The organism is Moorena sp. SIO3E8 (assembly GCF_010692445.1).
GTDB lineage: Bacteria > Cyanobacteriota > Cyanobacteriia > Cyanobacteriales > Coleofasciculaceae > Moorena > Moorena bouillonii.
On sequence record NZ_JAAHHM010000043.1, the window covers coordinates 1 to 17,030 of the forward strand.

A 17,030-nucleotide genomic window follows, 5' to 3' on the forward strand; every position below is an offset into this window, starting at 1 on the left:
TGTAATTAGGTACATAGATCCCCCCTAACCCCCCTTAAAAAAGGGGGGAATTAGATGGAAAAGTCCCCCTTATTAAGGGGGATAATGGGGGATCTGAATCAGGGATTAACAAAACTGACATGCACCCCACTACGAGGAGAGCGCAATTACCCTTATCCATTACCTATTAACAGACTAGTATAAGACGTTGTTGATGGATTAGCGTTGCATAAAATAAGCGATTATCCGTAGGATACGCTACGCGAACGCACTGTCTTATAACCAGGATTTACGCACCAATATCATACCCGGTTTATCGTGATAAATCAAAGGCTGAAATCAGTGTAATTACCGTCAATAACCGAGTTGGCGGCTTAACTTTGAAGAAGATACTGATTTCAGCTATGGAATTGAGTTTTACCGATATGAAATAGCGCCAAAAGGGCTAAATTAGCGTGAGTTAGTAATTGGTAATTGCTAACTAGCTCACTGTTACCCACTCAGTCTTTAGTACTGACGCACATAGTACTCATAACTAACGCACTGGGAAAAATGAAAAAAGCACTAATTACAGGGATTTCTGGACAAGATGGATCTTACCTTGCAGAGCTTTTGCTAAGCAAAGGTTATGAAGTTCATGGAATTGTGAGGAGACCAGCGGTTGAAGACCCAGCAGGTAAGCTGTCTAATCTCAGGACTATCAAAGACAACGTTGTTTTACATGTTGCGTCTTTAGAGAATCACTTGTCACTCTATAAGGTTATTGCCAAGATTAAACCCGACGAGTGTTATCACTTAGCTGCATCGAGTTTTGTTAGTTATTCCTTTGATGATGAATCGTCTATCTTAACCAGTAATTTTAATGGAACCCACCATTTACTGGCATCAATTAAGGAAGTGGTACCGGAGTGTCGTTTCTTTTTTGCTGGTTCTTCTGAAATGTTTGGCAGGGTGTTCCATGCCCCTCAAAATGAGCTGACTCCTTTTAATCCCCGGTCTGTGTATGGTATTTCCAAGCTGGCAAGTCATCATCTGGTGCAAAACTATCGTAACCAGTATGGTATTTTTGCTTGTACCGGTATTCTTTACAATCATGAATCCCCAAGGCGTGACTTTAAGTTTGTCACTCGCAAAATTACCTCTACTGTCGCCAAGATCAAGCTGGGGTTGGAAAATAAGCTTTATCTAGGAAATCTAGATGCTCTCAGGGACTGGGGATATGCTCCGGATTATGTCTATGCCATGTGGCTGATGCTGCAAAACCATTCTCCAGAGAATTATGTAATTGCTTCCGGAGTGAATCACTCGGTTCGTGAATTAGTAGATTGTGCGTTTAGTCACGTGGGTCTTGATTATCAAGATTTTGTGGAAGTTGATCAGAGGTTTTATCGTCCGACAGAAGCAGTGCCCCTTTGTGGAGATAGCTGGAAAATTCGGGATGAGCTGAATTGGAAGAGTAAAAATAAATTTCCTGATATTGTCGCGGAAATGGTGGAGAGTGATCTTAGTTTTTTTAGCTAAAAATTTAAAAAACTTAGCCTAAATAACAATCCTAATAGCATAATAGGTCTAAATCAAGCCAGTGAGTATTCTATATAAGATTGCTGAAATCAAGCTTATTGATTCTGTTATCAGGTTTACAAAATCAACTAAATTGTGGCAAGACAAGCACTTCATATTAAGGGAATTTAAATTTATTAAACAAGCTGCTTTTTTTGCGATTACTTTAACGATACTTGCCTCACTATTTGAAGGGTTTGGATTAGGGTTCATCCTCAATTTTTTACAAAGTATTACCGACCCTAATGCTACCCCAATCCAGACAGGAATTAACTGGATCGATATGTGGTTGCTTGGAGTAAATAGACCGTTTAATGAGAGAATTTACCGGATATCTGCTCTAATTCTGATCACAACCTGGTTGCGTTCAGCCTTTATGTTTGGTGGGCGCAGGTACAGCATGATAACTCAGATGAATTTGTTAGATAGGCTGCGCAAGAAGCTATTTGAGCAACTTCAACGGCTGAGTTTGGGTTACTTTTCTCATAGCCGTTCTGGAGCGCTAGTTTACAGTCTAACCACCGAACTAGAAAAAATTAATCAAGCTTTTGATGTGACAGCTGTTATGTTAACTAGAGTTTCTCTTCTAGTTGTCTATGTCACATCAATGTTCTTGCTGTCTTGGCAACTTTCCATTGCCTCATTAATGCTCTTTAGCCTCATGAGTGTTGGTCTTTCTAACTTGGTTAAAAGGGTACGAGAGACAAGTTTTGATGTTTCCAAGGCAGGCAGTAACTTTACCTCAGTTGCTGTAGAGTTTATCAATGGCATTCGCACAGTTAAGGCATTTGCGAGTCAGGACTTTGAGCGTAGACGATTCTATAACGCTAGCGAAAACGTTGCAAACATCACTATCAAATCTGCTTCATTTGGGTTTGCCATAGAACCGATTGCGGAAAGCGTAGCCACCACAATTCTGATCGGCATGATTATTGTAGCCTTTACCATCTTCGTTCCTAATGGACAGATGCAGGCAGCTTCATTACTGACCTTCTTGTTTGTTTTGTTTCGTCTGATCCCGATTATACGTCTGATTAATAATGCCAGAGGCCGTCTGGGGGAATTCACCGGACCAATGAATAACATTAAAGAGCTGCTGAGAACTGACAACAAACCATACTTGCAGAATGGTAACGTGGAATTTTCCGGATTGCAGCGAGCCATTGAGTTTGGTTCCGTGGATTTTGGTTACGATCCCTCTAACCTAGTACTGCACGATATTACCTTAACTATCAACAAGGGAGAAACAACAGCCCTGGTCGGTGCTTCTGGTTCAGGTAAAACTACCCTTGCTGACTTAATTCCTCGATTTTATGACCCAACGGCAGGTAAAGTTATCATTGATGGCACTGACTTACAAGAGTTTGACATCAACTCTGTGCGTCGTCAGCTAGCTATTGTCAGTCAGGATACATTTATTTTCAACACCTCTGTTCGCAATAACATTGCTTATGGTTCAGAACAGGCAGATGACGAAGCAATTCGAGAAGCCGCAAAACTTGCCAATGCATTAGACTTCATCCTAGATTTGCCTGAAGGTTTTGACACGCAACTGGGTGATCGCGGAGTTCGATTATCTGGAGGTCAACGTCAACGGTTAGCAATTGCTCGTGCTTTACTGCGAGCACCAGAGATTCTGATCTTAGATGAGGCAACTAGTGCCCTAGATTCTGTGTCTGAGCGCCTGATTCAGGAGTCCTTAGAAAAACTTTCTGTAGGACGGACAGTAATTACCATTGCCCATCGCTTATCGACCATTTCCAAAGCTGATAAAGTAGTCGTTCTCGAACAGGGGCGAATTGTAGAGCAAGGAAGGTATGAAGAGTTACTCGAAAAGCGCGGTAAACTTTGGAAATATCACAAAATGCAGCATGAAGTTGGTCAAAAAAATTGAGACTATATCGTAGTGATTGTCACTATTAACAATTAGTAGTAACTATAATTAATTGCTTGTCAATATTATCGGAGTATTAACATGTTCATAATTGTTAGAAAAACAGGTCAATTAGGCAATAGAATGATGCTATTTGCCAATTTTATGGCTTTTGCAATGGAATACAACCTCAAATTTATAAATCCTGCTTTTGATGAATATGCAGTTTTTTTTGAGGGAACCCATAACGATTTTTTTTGTCGATACCCTGCTCAAAAATCAGTTCTTAAAGGCAATAGCCTTAAACTGAAAAGAAATTTTCATAGAGTTGTTTATCATTCAACCCGATTATTGGTTAAAGATGCTACAGATTTCCAGTTTGCTAATCTAAAAATCTTAAGAGATACTGGAGTACACAGCGGAGTAATTTTTGATGATAACTTTGCTAAGTATTTCAAAAACAATCAATTGGTATTTATTCATGGATTTTGGTTTAGAAATCCTGTTTTATTTTTGAAGTATTCAGACACAATCAGAAAGTTTTTTACGCCACTAAAACAACATACTGAAAATATCAACAAACTCGTAACCAACCTCAAAAATTCCTGTGATATTCTGGTTGGTGTTCACATTAGACAGGGAGATTATAAAAAATTGCTAGGAGCAAAATATCTCTACAGCACTGATGATTATGTGAACTTAATGAAAAAAACAGAACGTCTTTTTCCAGGAAAAAAAGTGAACTTTTTAATATGTTCAAATGTGCCCCAGGACAGAGATAAATTCTCAAAATTAGATTTTGCTTTTGCCAACAACCACATTGTAGAAGATATGTACTCACTTGCTCAGTGTGACTATATCATAGGTCCCCCAAGTACCTATAACATGTGGGCTGGTTTTTATGGACGGGTACCTTTGTACTGGATTGAGGATCCCAAGGCTGACATATCGTTAGAGAGTTTTCAAATTTATGATGTGCCACTAGATGTCGCTCCAGTTTCATTTGCATAGTAATTAATTCCTTATTATAACCAGAGGCAAGATAACAAGGATATGTCAAACCATCAAGAAGGGCAAGAGCCGCTAGTCAGTGTTATCATCCCCACCTATAACCGCTTGAGCTACCTCAAGCAAGCAATTGAAAGCGTACTCCAACAGACCTACAAAAATCTTGAAATTATTGTTTCTGACGATTGTAGCCCTGAGAATCCGCAAGCTATGATTGAGTCCTTTCAAGATGCTCGGATCCGATTCCGTCGGAACTCAAAGAATCTAGGAAATGGTCCCAATGTTGCTGGCGCATTTAAACAAGCTCAGGGAAAATATGTAGCGAGCCTCAATGACGATGACCTGTGGAATCCAGACTTTTTAGAAAAGTTAGTTCCTCCCCTAGAAGCGAATCCAAATGTAGTTGTAGCTTTTTGCGACCATTATATTATAGACGCAGATGGCGTAATTAATGATGCAACTACTGAAGCACATACCCGGCTTTGGAAACGTGACCAACTTAAAGCAGAGGTATACCAGCCGTTCTGTACTATCGGACTAGTAGACCGATCAGTGTCTCCTGCATCCTCTGCTGTGATTCGCAGGGACAAGGTTAATTGGGATGAACTGTTGTCAGTGGGGGTCTATTGGGATTACTACCTAACCTATTTAGCTTGCCGCAGTGGTGATGGCGCGTACTACTATCCAGAAAGACTGACTCGATACCGCGTGCATGAGTTATCTGAAACCCATATCAGTGGGAGTGGAAACGCCAAGGCTCAGATTCGCAAAGGCAAATCCGGTATTTTTTGCTACGAACACTTTTTAGCAGATCCTCAATTACAAAAGCATCGGAGTTACTTTACCCAGAAATTAGCACAAGCCAACACAACTATGGCTATTGGGCTGATACGGCATGGACGGGTAGCAGAAGCACGCCCCTATCTTTTTCGTGCCTTGAGTCAAAATTTTAGTCTGCGAACTGTAGCAGCTCTCATGCTCAGCGTTATACCTCAACAATTAGCAAATCCTTTCGAGATATCTTGGAGAGGAGAAAGTATCCGACAGACAAAAGTACATTAAAAATTACATTAATAATTTCAGGAATTAAGCTGAATATTTCGACACCAGAAAACGTAAAAGAAGTTCTTCCTCCCTAGGATAGTTAGAAGCATTTGAGGCATGTATACTGCTATACAACAAACCTAAGAGTCAATCATGACTAAAATCCTTTACCTAATTGCTTCTCATAGCAATCCAGACCACATTGTCAGACTAGTCAAGAAACTTAAGACTGGTAACCCTGAGTCCCAGGTCTTAATTCACCATGATCAATCTAAGTCGAGCCTTAGCCCAACTTCTTTTGAGCAGATCAACAATGTTCACATCCTGGAAGACTATGTTCCAGTTGGGTGGGGAGATTTTTCCATGGTGGAAATGGAACTTCGCTGCATCAACTGGTTAATAGATAATTCTGTCACATTTGACTGGTTAATCTTCCTCTCTGGTCAAGACTATCCCCTTCAGCCAATCAGCCAAATCGAGCAGTTTTTGAAGAACACCGAATATGACGGATTTCTGGAATATTTTCCGGTACAAGAACCACCAGAAACGGCTTGACACTGGGGCAAAGATTTGGGCATAGAGCGCTATTTTTTTCTCTACTATAAGCTGCCAGCTAGTCTAAAGACTATACTATATAAACTAGATCGTATAGTCAATTGGCAGCCCCTAGTCCGGATCAGGGCTGGTAAGTTTGGTGCCAGAATAGCAATCCGTTGCGTTTCAACACCTTTCACCCCAGAGTTTAAGTGCTACGCGGGTTCTCAGTGGCACACACTCTCCTATCGCTGTATTCAATATATCCATCAATTTGTTGAGCGTAACCCAGCATTTGTACAACACGATCGAAACACACTCGTACCAGATGAGTCTTTCATCCAAAGCATCCTGCTCAACCAGTCCATGCTAAAAATAGTCAATGATAACAAACGTTATATCTCTTGGACTCCTCCCTATCCAGCCATCATGGGTGTCCAAGATTTTGAGTCAATGATTACCTCTGGTAAGCACTTTGCCCGCAAGTTCGATGACAAAGTAGATGCCAAAGTTCTCGATATGCTTGACAAACATCTTGGGGAAGATCGGGAGAATAGGCAAGAATATAGCTATAGTAATTCTGATGTTTATAAGGTTTAAATTAGGATGGCTAGATCAGGTATTTATACCAAATACGATTCTCACAAACCCTTTATAAAAATTGACCAAATCCAGTTCCATCGTCAATAATATAGGCCATGAAAATAAAAGGGGTATGATAACCAGATTTAGTATAATTTATAAAGCAGATATCTGATAAAATCCATATCTTAACTTTTTACCTCTGGCAATTCATTATCTAGGTTGGTAATAGAAACATAAATTCCAAGGAATCTGTCAATGGCATTAATCGTTCCAGATGCAATCCCCTCAAAAGCAAGCAGTGGAGAAAAGCGACTCTTCAAAATCCTCAGAGATGAACTCCCCGATGATTGTCATGTATGGTATGAACCCAACATAAACAAACTCTACCCCGATTTCATCATTCTCGGACCGACATTGGGACTATTAATCCTGGAGGTGAAAGGTTGGAAAGCTAGCCAAATTCTATGGGCAAGTGATCAAAAATTTAAAATTAAACGAATGAATGGACGGATTGAAACTCAACAATCCCCATTGAGACAGGGCAAGGGTTATCGGGATACATTGCTTAATAAACTCAAAAGTTACTCAATTCTCTGTCAAGATGAGGAGGACTATCAAGGAAAGTTAGCCTTTCCCATTGGATTCGGGGCGATAATGACTAATATCTCTGAAGCCAAAGCCAGAAATGAAAACATCTACTCAATTCTGGAGAAGCCTCAAGTTGTCTACAAAGATGAATTGCTCGAATGGGATGGTATCGGTGAACGGGCTTTGATGAAGCGATTAGAGGATATGTTCACTGTTCGGTTTAAGTTTATGGGTTTGGAAGATGACCAAATTAGCACTATCAAGGGTGTCATTCATCCTGAAATTGTTGTCAATAAAGAACCTGCAACAATTAAAAGTGTGCCCTCTGGATTTACCCTCAAACCCGATGCAACTGTAATCAAAACTCTGGACAATAAACAGGAAAAGTTGGCTCGTTCTCTTGGCCATGGTCATCGATTGTTCTGTGGCGTAGTGGGGTCAGGCAAAACTATAATCTTACTTAGTCGCGCCAAGTATCTCGCTGGGGAAAACTTCAACAAAAGAGTCCTGATTCTGTGCTTCCACAAAACATTAGCAGCCTACTTGCGATCGCTTATCGAAGAAGAAAACAATCCCCTATATCAAGAACGGATTCGAGTTATACACTTCCACGCTTGGGCTAAATCCATCATGGGCCGATTACCCAATTTCAAAGATTACAACTCAGAAGAAGAATATAACGAGGTGTTAGCTGATCTCCTTGTGGAAGCCCTATCTGATATTCCCACAGAAGAAAAATGGGATGCTGTACTTGTTGATGAAGCTCACACCTTCTATCCCAATTGGTTTAGGTGTTGCAAAGAGGCACTCAAAGACCCAGATAATGGTGACTTGCTTATCGTTTCGGATAAAAGTCAAAGTATCTACAAACGCCAAAAGTTCACCTGGAAGTCAGTCGGAATCAAGGCAAAGGGCAGAGTTAAGAAACTCAAGGACAACTATCGAAGCACCAAAGAAATCTTATCCGCCGCTTGGGATTTAGTTAAGTCATTCTCGATTAAAGAAGATGGAGAAGAAACCTTTCCCGTTGTTAAACCCTCTGCTGCACTCCGCCAGGGCAAACGTCCAACTCTGTATCTGTGTGAGAGTCGAATGGCAGAAGTTGAAAATGCGATCGCACAAATTCAGCAACTCACCAGTCAAGGTTACCAACCCCAAGACATCGCTATCATCTATCGGTATTTGACAGACTACGAAAAGGAACCGTTTAGCTTTCTGACTCAACAGTTAGAATCGGGCTTGGGCTACTATTGGGTCTGTAAAGACAATAAAAACAAGGAGAATTACAGCATCCATCATCCAGGAGTAAGACTGATTACCGCCAAGTCTTCCCTCGGTCTGGAGTTCAAAGCCGTGATTCTTCTGTGGGTGCAGCAGTTTGGGTGGGTGCAGCAGTTTGGCGTGAAAGATGAAGCCGAGGCTAGACGGGAACTTTACGTTTCAATGACTCGCGCTCAAGATATCCTGCATTTGTTTGGGTCGGGTCAGTTTAAGTTATTGAAAGGCTTGCAAGAATGCGATCACTTAGATATTGTAAGCTGAGATTTTCCTAGAACAAATTATCCTAATGGCTGACCCCACCATTTCCATACTCTTTGTTAAAAAGTAATTTCCATCCCTGAATTAACGCCTGTTCTAACGGCTGTCGTGCCTTTCTCTCAACCGGAGTATCCCAGCAAAACGCGGTATTCACAAAGGTTTTTAACTCATACTGGTGGTTAAGGATGATGTAGTCTTAAGGATTTCTCACCAAAAGGGGTATGAGAACCGGATTTAGTATTAAAGACTTCTGCCAAGGATGCACTAGTCAGAGTTTTCGATAATTTTAACAGGATAGCTACTCATGAAACTCTGTATCGTTACCCACAAAGTCATGAAAAATGATGGCCAAGGTCGAGTCAACTATGAAGTTGCCAAAGAAGCCATTCGTCGCGGTCATCAGGTCACCTTATTAGCCAGTAATGTCGCCCCAGAACTCCAGCAGAGTAATCAGGTAAACTGGATTTTAATTCCAGTTAAAAGGTGGCCAACAGCACTAATTCGTCATCTAGTCTTTTCCTGGCGGAGTGGCAATTGGTTAAATCAACACCGTAGTCAGCTGGACTTAGTAAAGGTTAACGGGTCCATTACCAGAGTTGGATCAGATGTGAATGCCGTACATTTTGTCCACAGTTCTTGGTTGCGATCGCCTGCCCATACCTCTCGGCTACGTCGGGATTTGTATGGTCTTTACCAGCGGCTAGTTACAACCTTGAATGCCCATTGGGAAAAAAAATCCTTCCGTCAGGCAAAAGTAGTAGTTGCAGTTTCCGGAAAGGTCAAGAAAGAATTAGTAGACATTGGTGTACCCCCTGAATCCATTCGGGTGATTGTCAATGGTGTTGACTTACAAGAATTTTCTCCCGGTGTCGCTGACCGCAAACAATTGGGTCTTCCTGAGGGAGTGCCTTTAGCATTTTTTGCTGGAGACATCCGAACACCTCGGAAGAACTTGGATACAATTCTGCACGCCTTAGTCCAAGTGCCTGAATTACACCTAGCTGTTGCTGGCATCACAGAAGGTAGTCCTTATCCTCAGCTAGCTGCAACGCTAAATGTGAGTGAACGGGTACATTTTCTCGGGTACCGACGTGACCTACCACAGATCATGCGAGCGGTAGATTTATTTGTCTTTCCATCCCGCTATGAAGCCTGCACACTAGTGCTCCTAGAAGCAATGGCTTCTGGCTTGCCAGTCATTACCGCCAGCACAGCCGGGGGGGCTGAATTAGTTACCCCAGCCTGCGGAGTGGTCTTGTCTGACCCCAACGATACCCAGGCTTTGGCAAAGGAGTTAAGCCTTCTGGCTACTAATCCTGAAAAAAGGAAACAGATGAGCCAAGCTGCACCAATGATAGCCGCCCAATACAGTTGGGAAAAGATGGCACAAAGCTATGTGGATTTATTTGAAGAACTGATCAAGTAGTCTAAATTTAATGTTTTCCAAAGGGAACAGGGAATAGGGAATAGCGGATCTGGGAATAAAAATTATCACAATTCCTACACGGATCCCTATTGTAATTAATCGGTTTTTGTTGACTGTTGACTGTTGACTGTTTACTGTCCAATAAAACTCTGGTTCGGTTTCCCATCTTGCATGCATGCCTCTTGCCTCTTGGCTCTTGCCTCAGGGAGTGTGTTCACAACTCAAATACAAACGCTATAACTAGTTATGTCTAAAATTCCCACTGAGCTCGAACCTATTGTTGATGAAATTAGTACCTTTACCGAGCTGCTGAGAGACGAGGTAAACCATCGAGTCTGGCAGGAAGCGCTGCAACTAGGCTGGAATGTGTGTCAAGATGCCCAAAACTTTGGAGTTACCCCTCACCAGTATGATTCCAAGATGGAGGATCTTTATAAAAATGGGTATGGCTTCATATTTGAAACAATGGTTTTTTGGGCTAGACCTGGACGAAAGCAATTGATAGAAATAAGCCTAGAAAGGATTCAGCAGTATGCCTCACAGAAAGGGAAGATAACTGGTGATTTAAAAATTTTGTTACTAGGTGATGGTACAGGCAATGACTCTCTGTACTTAGCGATGAATGGTTGTCACGTTGATTACTGCGACTTCCCAGGCAGTAAAATCTATGATTTTGTCACCAAGCGATTTAAACATTATGGCTTGTTAGACAATGGCATCAACCTGATTCCCACCTATGAAGCCTGTTTGGATAATCAGTACGATGTTGTGATTTCTTTCGATGTTCTCGAACACCTTACTGAGCCATGGATCGCCATTGCTAATATACGCTCCATGTTAAAAACAGAAGGCATTGCACTGATCACCGATGCTTATGGTGATGTTACCGCTAGACACCCAACTCATTTAGAGTCAAATCGAAAATTTAAAGGTCAAAGTCCCTTCATGTTTTTGAAAAAGGGCATGGTGCTTACTTGGTATGGTTCAGTCTTTAAGCCTATGGAATTTACCAAGGTCGATAAGTGGTCTTTAAGGGATTATTTTATTCTCTGGCAAGATAAAAAGGTGATAGTAGAATATTTGTCTGGTAAATCAGGACTATTGAAACAATTTGTTAAAAATTTTTTGGTCAATAAATAACCCGAACGAGCCTTTTTTGGAAACTAACCGGATCGCTATTTGTTGCTGTTGAATAAAAAAATAGCACTCTTGACGAACGAAAATTAAACAGTTTTTACGGTTATTTTATTTTAACATAACTTTCGTATAAAGGAACTACTCCTGATGCAGGACATGAAACCAGTTGCTATTTGCATCCCTACCTATAATCAAGCCCAGTACTTATGGGAGTCAGTGGGTAGCGCCTGTGGTCAAACCTATCCCAATGTGGAAGTTTGGGTGTCAGACGACGCTAGCACTGATGAAACCCCTGAGGTGATGGCACAACTATGCCAGCAGTTTTCTCAAGTACGGTACTATCGGCAGCCTAAAAACCTAGGTATGGCGGCTAACAACAATTGGGTTTTGAAACAGCCAAACACTGAATTTATTGTTCGTTTGGATTCAGATGATGCCCTGTTACCCAACTATGTAGAAACGTTACTACCCCTGCTAGAGAACCATCCAGAGGCGGGTTATGCCCATAGTGCTGTGCAGGAAATTGATGAACGCAGTAACAATCGAGATGTGCGACGTATTGCAAGACAGCACGAGTTTCAGAGCGCAGACGACTCACTACGAGCCGCAGTTTTTGGCGTAAAAGTAGCTGCAAATATCGCTATGTTTCGGGCTGAAGCGTTGCCAGCAGTTAGGTTTTATGAAGATAGTCCCGATTTTACACAGGACTATAACATGTGGGTCAGAATGGCAGATGCGGGTTATGGCAACGTTTATGCCAATGAGATATTAGCGCGTTATCGCGTTTGGACTGATGCTAAAAATCTACGTCCTAAGCGTAAAAATATTGAATTACAAGGATGTATTCGGGTTTTTGAAGACAGTATATTGCCTGGTTTTAAGCGACGGGGTTGGGATACAAAGGTGATTGAAAACCAGCGTCGTAAACTGGCTTTAAGACACACAGCATACTGTTATCGTCCACTATTCAATGATGTAGAACGCGCCGAGCTGATTGCTCTATTGAAAGAGTTAGGAGATTCACCAGCTTTGCGATTTCGCATGTTCCTATCGAGATTGGGTTTTCGTGCTGTCTTTGAATGGACAATTTCTATGGAATTACGGTTGAAAGGTATGGTGAAAGGTTGGTTAAGTACTCTACAGAGTTATTTACGGTCTCAAACAGCGGGATAGTAATCTGTTTAGAATTGAGAATTTAGAATTGAGAATTTAGAATTTTACATTCTGCATTCTGCATTCACCATTCTGCATTCTGACAAACAACCTTTAACCTTCCAACCTTCAACTTTCCAACCTTCAACCGTCTAACCTTGGCCAAAAGGCCACGCAATCGCGTTCAATCTAACTCAACAGTAGAATAAATGAGAATCACTGTTATAGTCCCCACCTATCGCCGTTCAAAAGACCTAGAACGCTGTTTAGAGGCGCTGGAGAAGCAAACTCGACCAGCGGATGAGGTCTTGGTGATTGTACGGGATACTGATGCTGAAACTTGGGCATTTCTTGAAGCATTCAACCCTGAGGTTTTACCCATGCGTCCTGTGAAATTAATTATTCCCGGGCAAGTGGCTGCTCTCAACGCAGGTCTTGATAGAGCACAGGGAGATATTATTGCTATTACCGATGATGATGCTGCTCCCCGTGGCAATTGGTTAGCTGATATTGAAACTCACTTTCTGTCAGATCACCGGATCGGAGGTGTCGGTGGACGGGATTGGGTACATCTGGGTAACTACCTGGAAAATGGCGCTAGAGAACGAGTGGGTCGAGTGCAATGGTATGGACGGGTGATTGGTAATCATCACCTGGGGGTAGGTTTACCTCGGGAGGTGGATGTCCTGAAAGGAGCTAACATGAGCTATCGACGGACTGCTATATCGGGCTTGCGCTTTGATGAGCGTCTACGAGGGAAAGGAGCTCAAGTCCATAATGATCTGGCCTTTAGTCTAGCCCTAAGAAAAGCAGGTTGGAAGCTAATTTATAACCCAGGGGTAGCAGTAGACCACTATCCAGCACAGCGTTTTGATGAGGATCAGCGAGGCATAGTTTTTAGCGATACTGCCCTGATTAATGCGGCACATAATGAAACTATAGTTTTGTTAGATTACTTTCCTGTTCTACAACGGATTATATTTATAGTTTGGTCAACATTGGTGGGAACACAAATTAAACCCGGTTTCCTACAATGTTTGCGGTCTTTCCCCAAGGAAGGACTTTTAGCAGGACAAAAGTGGCTTGCTTCTTTGCGTGGACGTTGGCAGGGTTGGTTGAGCTGGAAAAAGTGCTTAGGCTAGCAAAAGGAATGGTTGAAGGGTGTTAGGTGAATAATCTCTTAGTTTTAGGGAGCAGGGAGCAGGGAACAGGGAGCAGGGAGCAGGGAGCAAGAAATAAAATTTAAATGTATTTCACGCTTACTAATAAACGCTATAATAACTAATTCATAATAATTACTAAATCATATCTAATCTATCAGATAGAGTATTTAAAAATGCATTACATTTTTTGATATTTATATTTTAATATAATTGCTTGCCTCTTGCCTCTTCCCTCTTGCCTACTCCCTACTCCCTACTCCCTACTCCCTAAAACCTCGGACTTTTCACCTCACCCAATTGAGAACTGCTGTGTATCTAATCCCTAACACCTAATGACAAAAGGAATTCCTATCAAACTAGAACCAGCCCCTGCTTGGACAGCCATCCTGTTATTTGTTGTCATTACAATACTGGGCATTATTGCTGGTGCTGGCAGCATTCTGCGTATTCTGTTGCCTGTGGTAGGGTTTGCCGTGGGCCTTTTTCTCTATCGACGGTATCCTGTCCTCTACTTAGGTTTTATGTGGTGGCTATGGTTTCTGATGCCGTTGGTTCGTCGTTTAATTGACTATCGCAGTAACTGGGTTAATCCGAGTCCAGTATTGCTAGTAGCGCCTATAGTGACATGGATTACTGTGGATACCTTTTTAAAATACCTTCCTAGAGCCTATAAACAGGGGGGTTTGCCTTTTATTTTGGGATTCACCAGTATTTTGTATGGCTTTATCATTGGTCTGATTAAAAGCACTCCTATTTTCGCGATTCGAGGACTTATCGACTGGTTCACCCCAATTCTTTTAGGTTTCTACTTATTTATAAATTGGCGAGATTATCCTCGCTATCGCGACAACATTCAGCGCACATTCCTCTGGGGTGTATTGGTGATGGGAGTCTATGGCATAGTGCAATATGTGATTGCACCGGAGTGGGATCGATTTTGGCTGATCAACGCCAGAATGTTCTCGATGGGGAATCCCGAACCGTTCGGTATTCGTTTGTGGAGCACAATGAATTCCACTGGACCGTTTGCCGCAACCATGATGGTGGGTCTGCTGTTGTTATTTAATAATAACAGTCCTTTACGTATTCCTGCTTCCATAGCTGGTTATTTGTCTTTTCTACTAACCTTGTCACGGACGATGTGGGCGAGCTGGTTCTTTGGACTAGCTTCCCTGACCAGTTCACTCAAACCCAAAATCCAGATGCGCATCATTATTTCTATCTTGGTCATGGCAATGTGTATCGTGCCGTTAACCACTATTGAGCCATTCTCGGAAGTAATTGGTAGTCGTTTGGCAACATTTTCTGACCTTGGAAATGATCACAGCGCAGAAGTTAGACAACAGATCTATGAAGAGAGTCTTGGCAAAGCTCTTTCTATGGTTCTAGGTAATGGGATTGGAAACACATTCACTATCGAACAAGGGGAAATCCGAAGCGTTGTGATTGACAGTGGCATTTTAGATATGTTTTTTACCCTAGGCTGGTTTGGAACTCTCCCGTATATGTCTGGATTGCTCCTGCTGGTATATAGTGTGTTCCAATATCCTGAGATTCGCCGTGATTCCTTCATGAGTACTGCTCGTGCTATTGGTTTGAGTAATTTAATCGGGCTACCGATTGGTAGCGCCATGCTTGGTGTTGGGGGATGTTATATTTGGGGATTTTTGGGTCTAACTATGGCAGCACATAAGTATCACCAGCATCAAAATAAGCTTTCTTCTGAAATGGAAAGTATTGCTGAAGTGAACACTGCTAAAGATAAGAATTATGAAAATTTTCTGATCAATGGCACTGACTAAAGAAGAACAGAAGTAGGAGATGGAAAAAAACAGCCGGAGCAACAGCCGGATGTTTCAACTACCAATTCCTAACTAACTTATAGGTCAAATATGGCGGTGCTTTCCTTTTTGGGAGGGGTTTGATGCGTATACTCCATATCTTAAACCATATTAAACAAACTGGTAATGGTATTGTTAATGTAGCGATTGACGTTGCCTGTGAGCAAGCGAAAGCCGGTCATGAGGTTGCTATTGCCTCTGCTGGCGGCGGATATGAAACATTGCTAAGCCGTTATGGCGTCACTCACTTTGAACTCGATCAGACCCGAAAACCGTTGCATCTGCTCAAGGCTGCTGGGCGTTATCGAGGGATAATCAGAGAATTTCAGCCAGATATTGTCCATGGACATATGATGACGGGAGTAGTCCTAGCTCGGTTCCTACGGGGTTCAGCAAAATATAAGCTAGTATCCCATATTCACAATGTTTACCAACGTAGCTCAGTCGTGATGGGATTAGCTGAACGGGTGATTTCTGTGAGTGATGCGGTAGCAACGTCGATGTCTAAGCGGGGTATTCCCATGGGGAAAATGCCTGTGATCAAGAATCGCACTCTAGGTAGTCCCCGATTACCTGCTTTAGAAACCTGCACTCCTAAAGCTTTGGAACATCCGGCTATTGTCACGGTAGCTGGGATGAACCGACGTAAGGGAATTACTGAGTTAATTAGCGCTTTTGAGCAGGTTGCTAAGAGTTCTCCTAAGGCACATTTGTACTTAGTCGGAGATGGTCCCGACCGTCAAATGTTTGAAACTCAAGCTGCTGCATCGTCAGTTGCTGATCGTATCCACTTCGAGGGTTTTCAAAAAAATCCTCAAGCTTACATGATGGCAGCGGATGTTTTTGTCCTGGCCTCACACCGTGAGTCTTTCCCTCTGGTTTTGATGGAAGCACGACAGGTGGGTTGCCCGATTGTTGCTACTAGTGTCGATGGTGTTCCCGAAGCACTAGATTACGGTAAGGCAGGAGTGCTAGTTGCTCCTAAAAATGCGATCGCACTGGCAGATCAGATCGAAATGGTTCTGGCTAGTCCGTCTGAACAAGATAGATTAAGACGTGCAGCACAGCAAAACATTGAGGAACTGACCCTCACCACTATGGTGGAGAAGATTATTACTGTCTACCATCAGCTTCTGAGATCAAGTCCGGTTGAATACCCATAATCAAAGTGTGGGGAGTGTGGGGAGTGTGGGAAGTGTGGGGAGATGGGGAGATGGGGAGATGGGGAGATGGGGAGATGGGGAGATGGGGAGATTTTTATTAAGGGTAATTATCCGGACATGATATTACAGTCTTCAACCTACTCGTCAGCGGTCAGCGGTCAGCAGTCAGCGGTCAGCCTTGGCCGTTGGCCACGCGATCGCGTTCACCCTTCAACCTTCAAGGAAATAACCTTCAACCTTCAACCATCTAACCTTCAACCTTCAACCATCTAACCTTCAACCTTCAACCATCTAACCTTCAACCGTCTAACCTTAACCATTCAACCGTCTAACCTTCAACCTTCAACCGTCTAACCTTGGCCTTTGGCCACGCGATCGCGTTCACCCTTTAGTCTTCAGTCTCCAGCCTTTTAAATACTTTCGAGTTCAGGGAAAAAA

17 protein-coding genes are annotated in these 17,030 nt (G+C 42.3%); 15 read left to right on the top strand and 2 right to left on the bottom strand.

Annotated elements, in window-relative coordinates; all coding sequences use genetic code 11:
* The first annotated feature begins 531 nt into the window (after positions 1–531).
* The 7 genes from F6K46_RS19015 to F6K46_RS19045 all read left to right on the top strand — a co-directional run bounded on the left by F6K46_RS19015 (position 532) and on the right by F6K46_RS19045 (position 8,713).
* Positions 532–1,500: a GDP-mannose 4,6-dehydratase gene (locus F6K46_RS19015; RefSeq protein WP_293058440.1), complete on the top strand. Its 969-nt coding sequence runs from the start codon at positions 532–534 to the stop codon at positions 1,498–1,500.
* Positions 1,501–1,561: 61 nt separating this feature from the next.
* Complete coding sequence (gene hepA / locus F6K46_RS19020) at positions 1,562–3,433, top strand: heterocyst formation ABC transporter subunit HepA (RefSeq protein ID WP_293058442.1); 1,872 nt, start codon at positions 1,562–1,564, stop codon at positions 3,431–3,433.
* Between the two features lie 81 nt (positions 3,434–3,514).
* On the top strand, positions 3,515–4,423 hold the full coding sequence (locus tag F6K46_RS19025; RefSeq protein WP_293058444.1) for an alpha-1,2-fucosyltransferase: 909 nt from the start codon (positions 3,515–3,517) through the stop codon (positions 4,421–4,423).
* A 42-nt stretch (positions 4,424–4,465) separates the two neighbouring features.
* On the top strand, positions 4,466–5,482 hold the full coding sequence (locus F6K46_RS19030) for a glycosyltransferase family 2 protein (protein WP_070394553.1): 1,017 nt from the start codon (positions 4,466–4,468) through the stop codon (positions 5,480–5,482).
* A gap of 135 nt (positions 5,483–5,617) precedes the next feature.
* The gene (locus tag F6K46_RS19035) at positions 5,618–6,019 is read left to right on the top strand and encodes a beta-1,6-N-acetylglucosaminyltransferase (protein ID WP_070394552.1); all 402 of its coding nucleotides are present in this window, start codon (positions 5,618–5,620) and stop codon (positions 6,017–6,019) included.
* Between the two features lie 15 nt (positions 6,020–6,034).
* The gene (locus F6K46_RS19040; RefSeq protein WP_293058450.1) at positions 6,035–6,598 is read left to right on the top strand and encodes a beta-1,6-N-acetylglucosaminyltransferase; all 564 of its coding nucleotides are present in this window, start codon (positions 6,035–6,037) and stop codon (positions 6,596–6,598) included.
* A 240-nt stretch (positions 6,599–6,838) separates the two neighbouring features.
* Positions 6,839–8,713 (top strand): nuclease-related domain-containing DEAD/DEAH box helicase, encoded by a 1,875-nt coding sequence (locus tag F6K46_RS19045; RefSeq protein WP_293058453.1) that lies wholly within the window; start codon positions 6,839–6,841, stop codon positions 8,711–8,713.
* A gap of 22 nt (positions 8,714–8,735) precedes the next feature.
* On the opposite strand, the gene F6K46_RS19050 is transcribed toward F6K46_RS19045, so the two are convergent.
* On the bottom strand, positions 8,736–8,864 hold the full coding sequence (locus F6K46_RS19050; protein WP_267876355.1) for a hypothetical protein: 129 nt from the start codon (positions 8,862–8,864) through the stop codon (positions 8,736–8,738).
* Positions 8,865–9,014: 150 nt separating this feature from the next.
* Here F6K46_RS19050 and F6K46_RS19055 point away from each other — a divergent pair, with 150 nt between their 5' ends.
* Positions 9,015–10,136 carry a glycosyltransferase family 4 protein gene (locus F6K46_RS19055; RefSeq protein ID WP_293058466.1) on the top strand — a complete coding sequence of 374 codons (1,122 nt, stop codon included), beginning with the start codon at positions 9,015–9,017 and terminating at the stop codon, positions 10,134–10,136.
* On the opposite strand, the gene F6K46_RS19060 is transcribed toward F6K46_RS19055, so the two are convergent.
* Complete coding sequence (locus F6K46_RS19060; RefSeq protein WP_293058469.1) at positions 10,113–10,313, bottom strand: hypothetical protein; 201 nt, start codon at positions 10,311–10,313, stop codon at positions 10,113–10,115. The two genes, F6K46_RS19055 and F6K46_RS19060, sit on opposite strands and share 24 nt — an antisense overlap.
* Before the next feature lie 69 nt (positions 10,314–10,382).
* On the opposite strand from F6K46_RS19060, the gene F6K46_RS19065 reads away from it, so the two are divergent.
* From F6K46_RS19065 to F6K46_RS19095, 7 genes are all read left to right on the top strand, one after another.
* The gene (locus F6K46_RS19065; RefSeq protein WP_293058472.1) at positions 10,383–11,276 is read left to right on the top strand and encodes a class I SAM-dependent methyltransferase; all 894 of its coding nucleotides are present in this window, start codon (positions 10,383–10,385) and stop codon (positions 11,274–11,276) included.
* A gap of 144 nt (positions 11,277–11,420) precedes the next feature.
* Positions 11,421–12,446, top strand: coding sequence for a glycosyltransferase family 2 protein (locus F6K46_RS19070; protein ID WP_070394547.1), 1,026 nt, complete (start codon positions 11,421–11,423; stop codon positions 12,444–12,446).
* Between the two features lie 188 nt (positions 12,447–12,634).
* The gene (locus tag F6K46_RS19075) at positions 12,635–13,567 is read left to right on the top strand and encodes a glycosyltransferase family 2 protein (protein WP_293058475.1); all 933 of its coding nucleotides are present in this window, start codon (positions 12,635–12,637) and stop codon (positions 13,565–13,567) included.
* A 231-nt stretch (positions 13,568–13,798) separates the two neighbouring features.
* The gene (locus F6K46_RS19080; protein ID WP_293058477.1) at positions 13,799–13,921 is read left to right on the top strand and encodes a hypothetical protein; all 123 of its coding nucleotides are present in this window, start codon (positions 13,799–13,801) and stop codon (positions 13,919–13,921) included.
* On the top strand, positions 13,921–15,390 hold the full coding sequence (locus F6K46_RS19085; protein ID WP_293058479.1) for an O-antigen ligase domain-containing protein: 1,470 nt from the start codon (positions 13,921–13,923) through the stop codon (positions 15,388–15,390). The genes F6K46_RS19080 and F6K46_RS19085 overlap by 1 nt, the downstream gene beginning before the upstream one ends.
* A 122-nt stretch (positions 15,391–15,512) precedes the next feature.
* Complete coding sequence (locus tag F6K46_RS19090) at positions 15,513–16,592, top strand: glycosyltransferase (protein ID WP_293058482.1); 1,080 nt, start codon at positions 15,513–15,515, stop codon at positions 16,590–16,592.
* Positions 16,593–16,634: 42 nt separating this feature from the next.
* Entirely contained in the window at positions 16,635–16,865 is a 231-nt protein-coding gene (locus F6K46_RS19095; RefSeq protein WP_293058485.1) for a hypothetical protein, read from the top strand.
* The last annotated feature ends 165 nt before the right edge of the window (positions 16,866–17,030 follow it).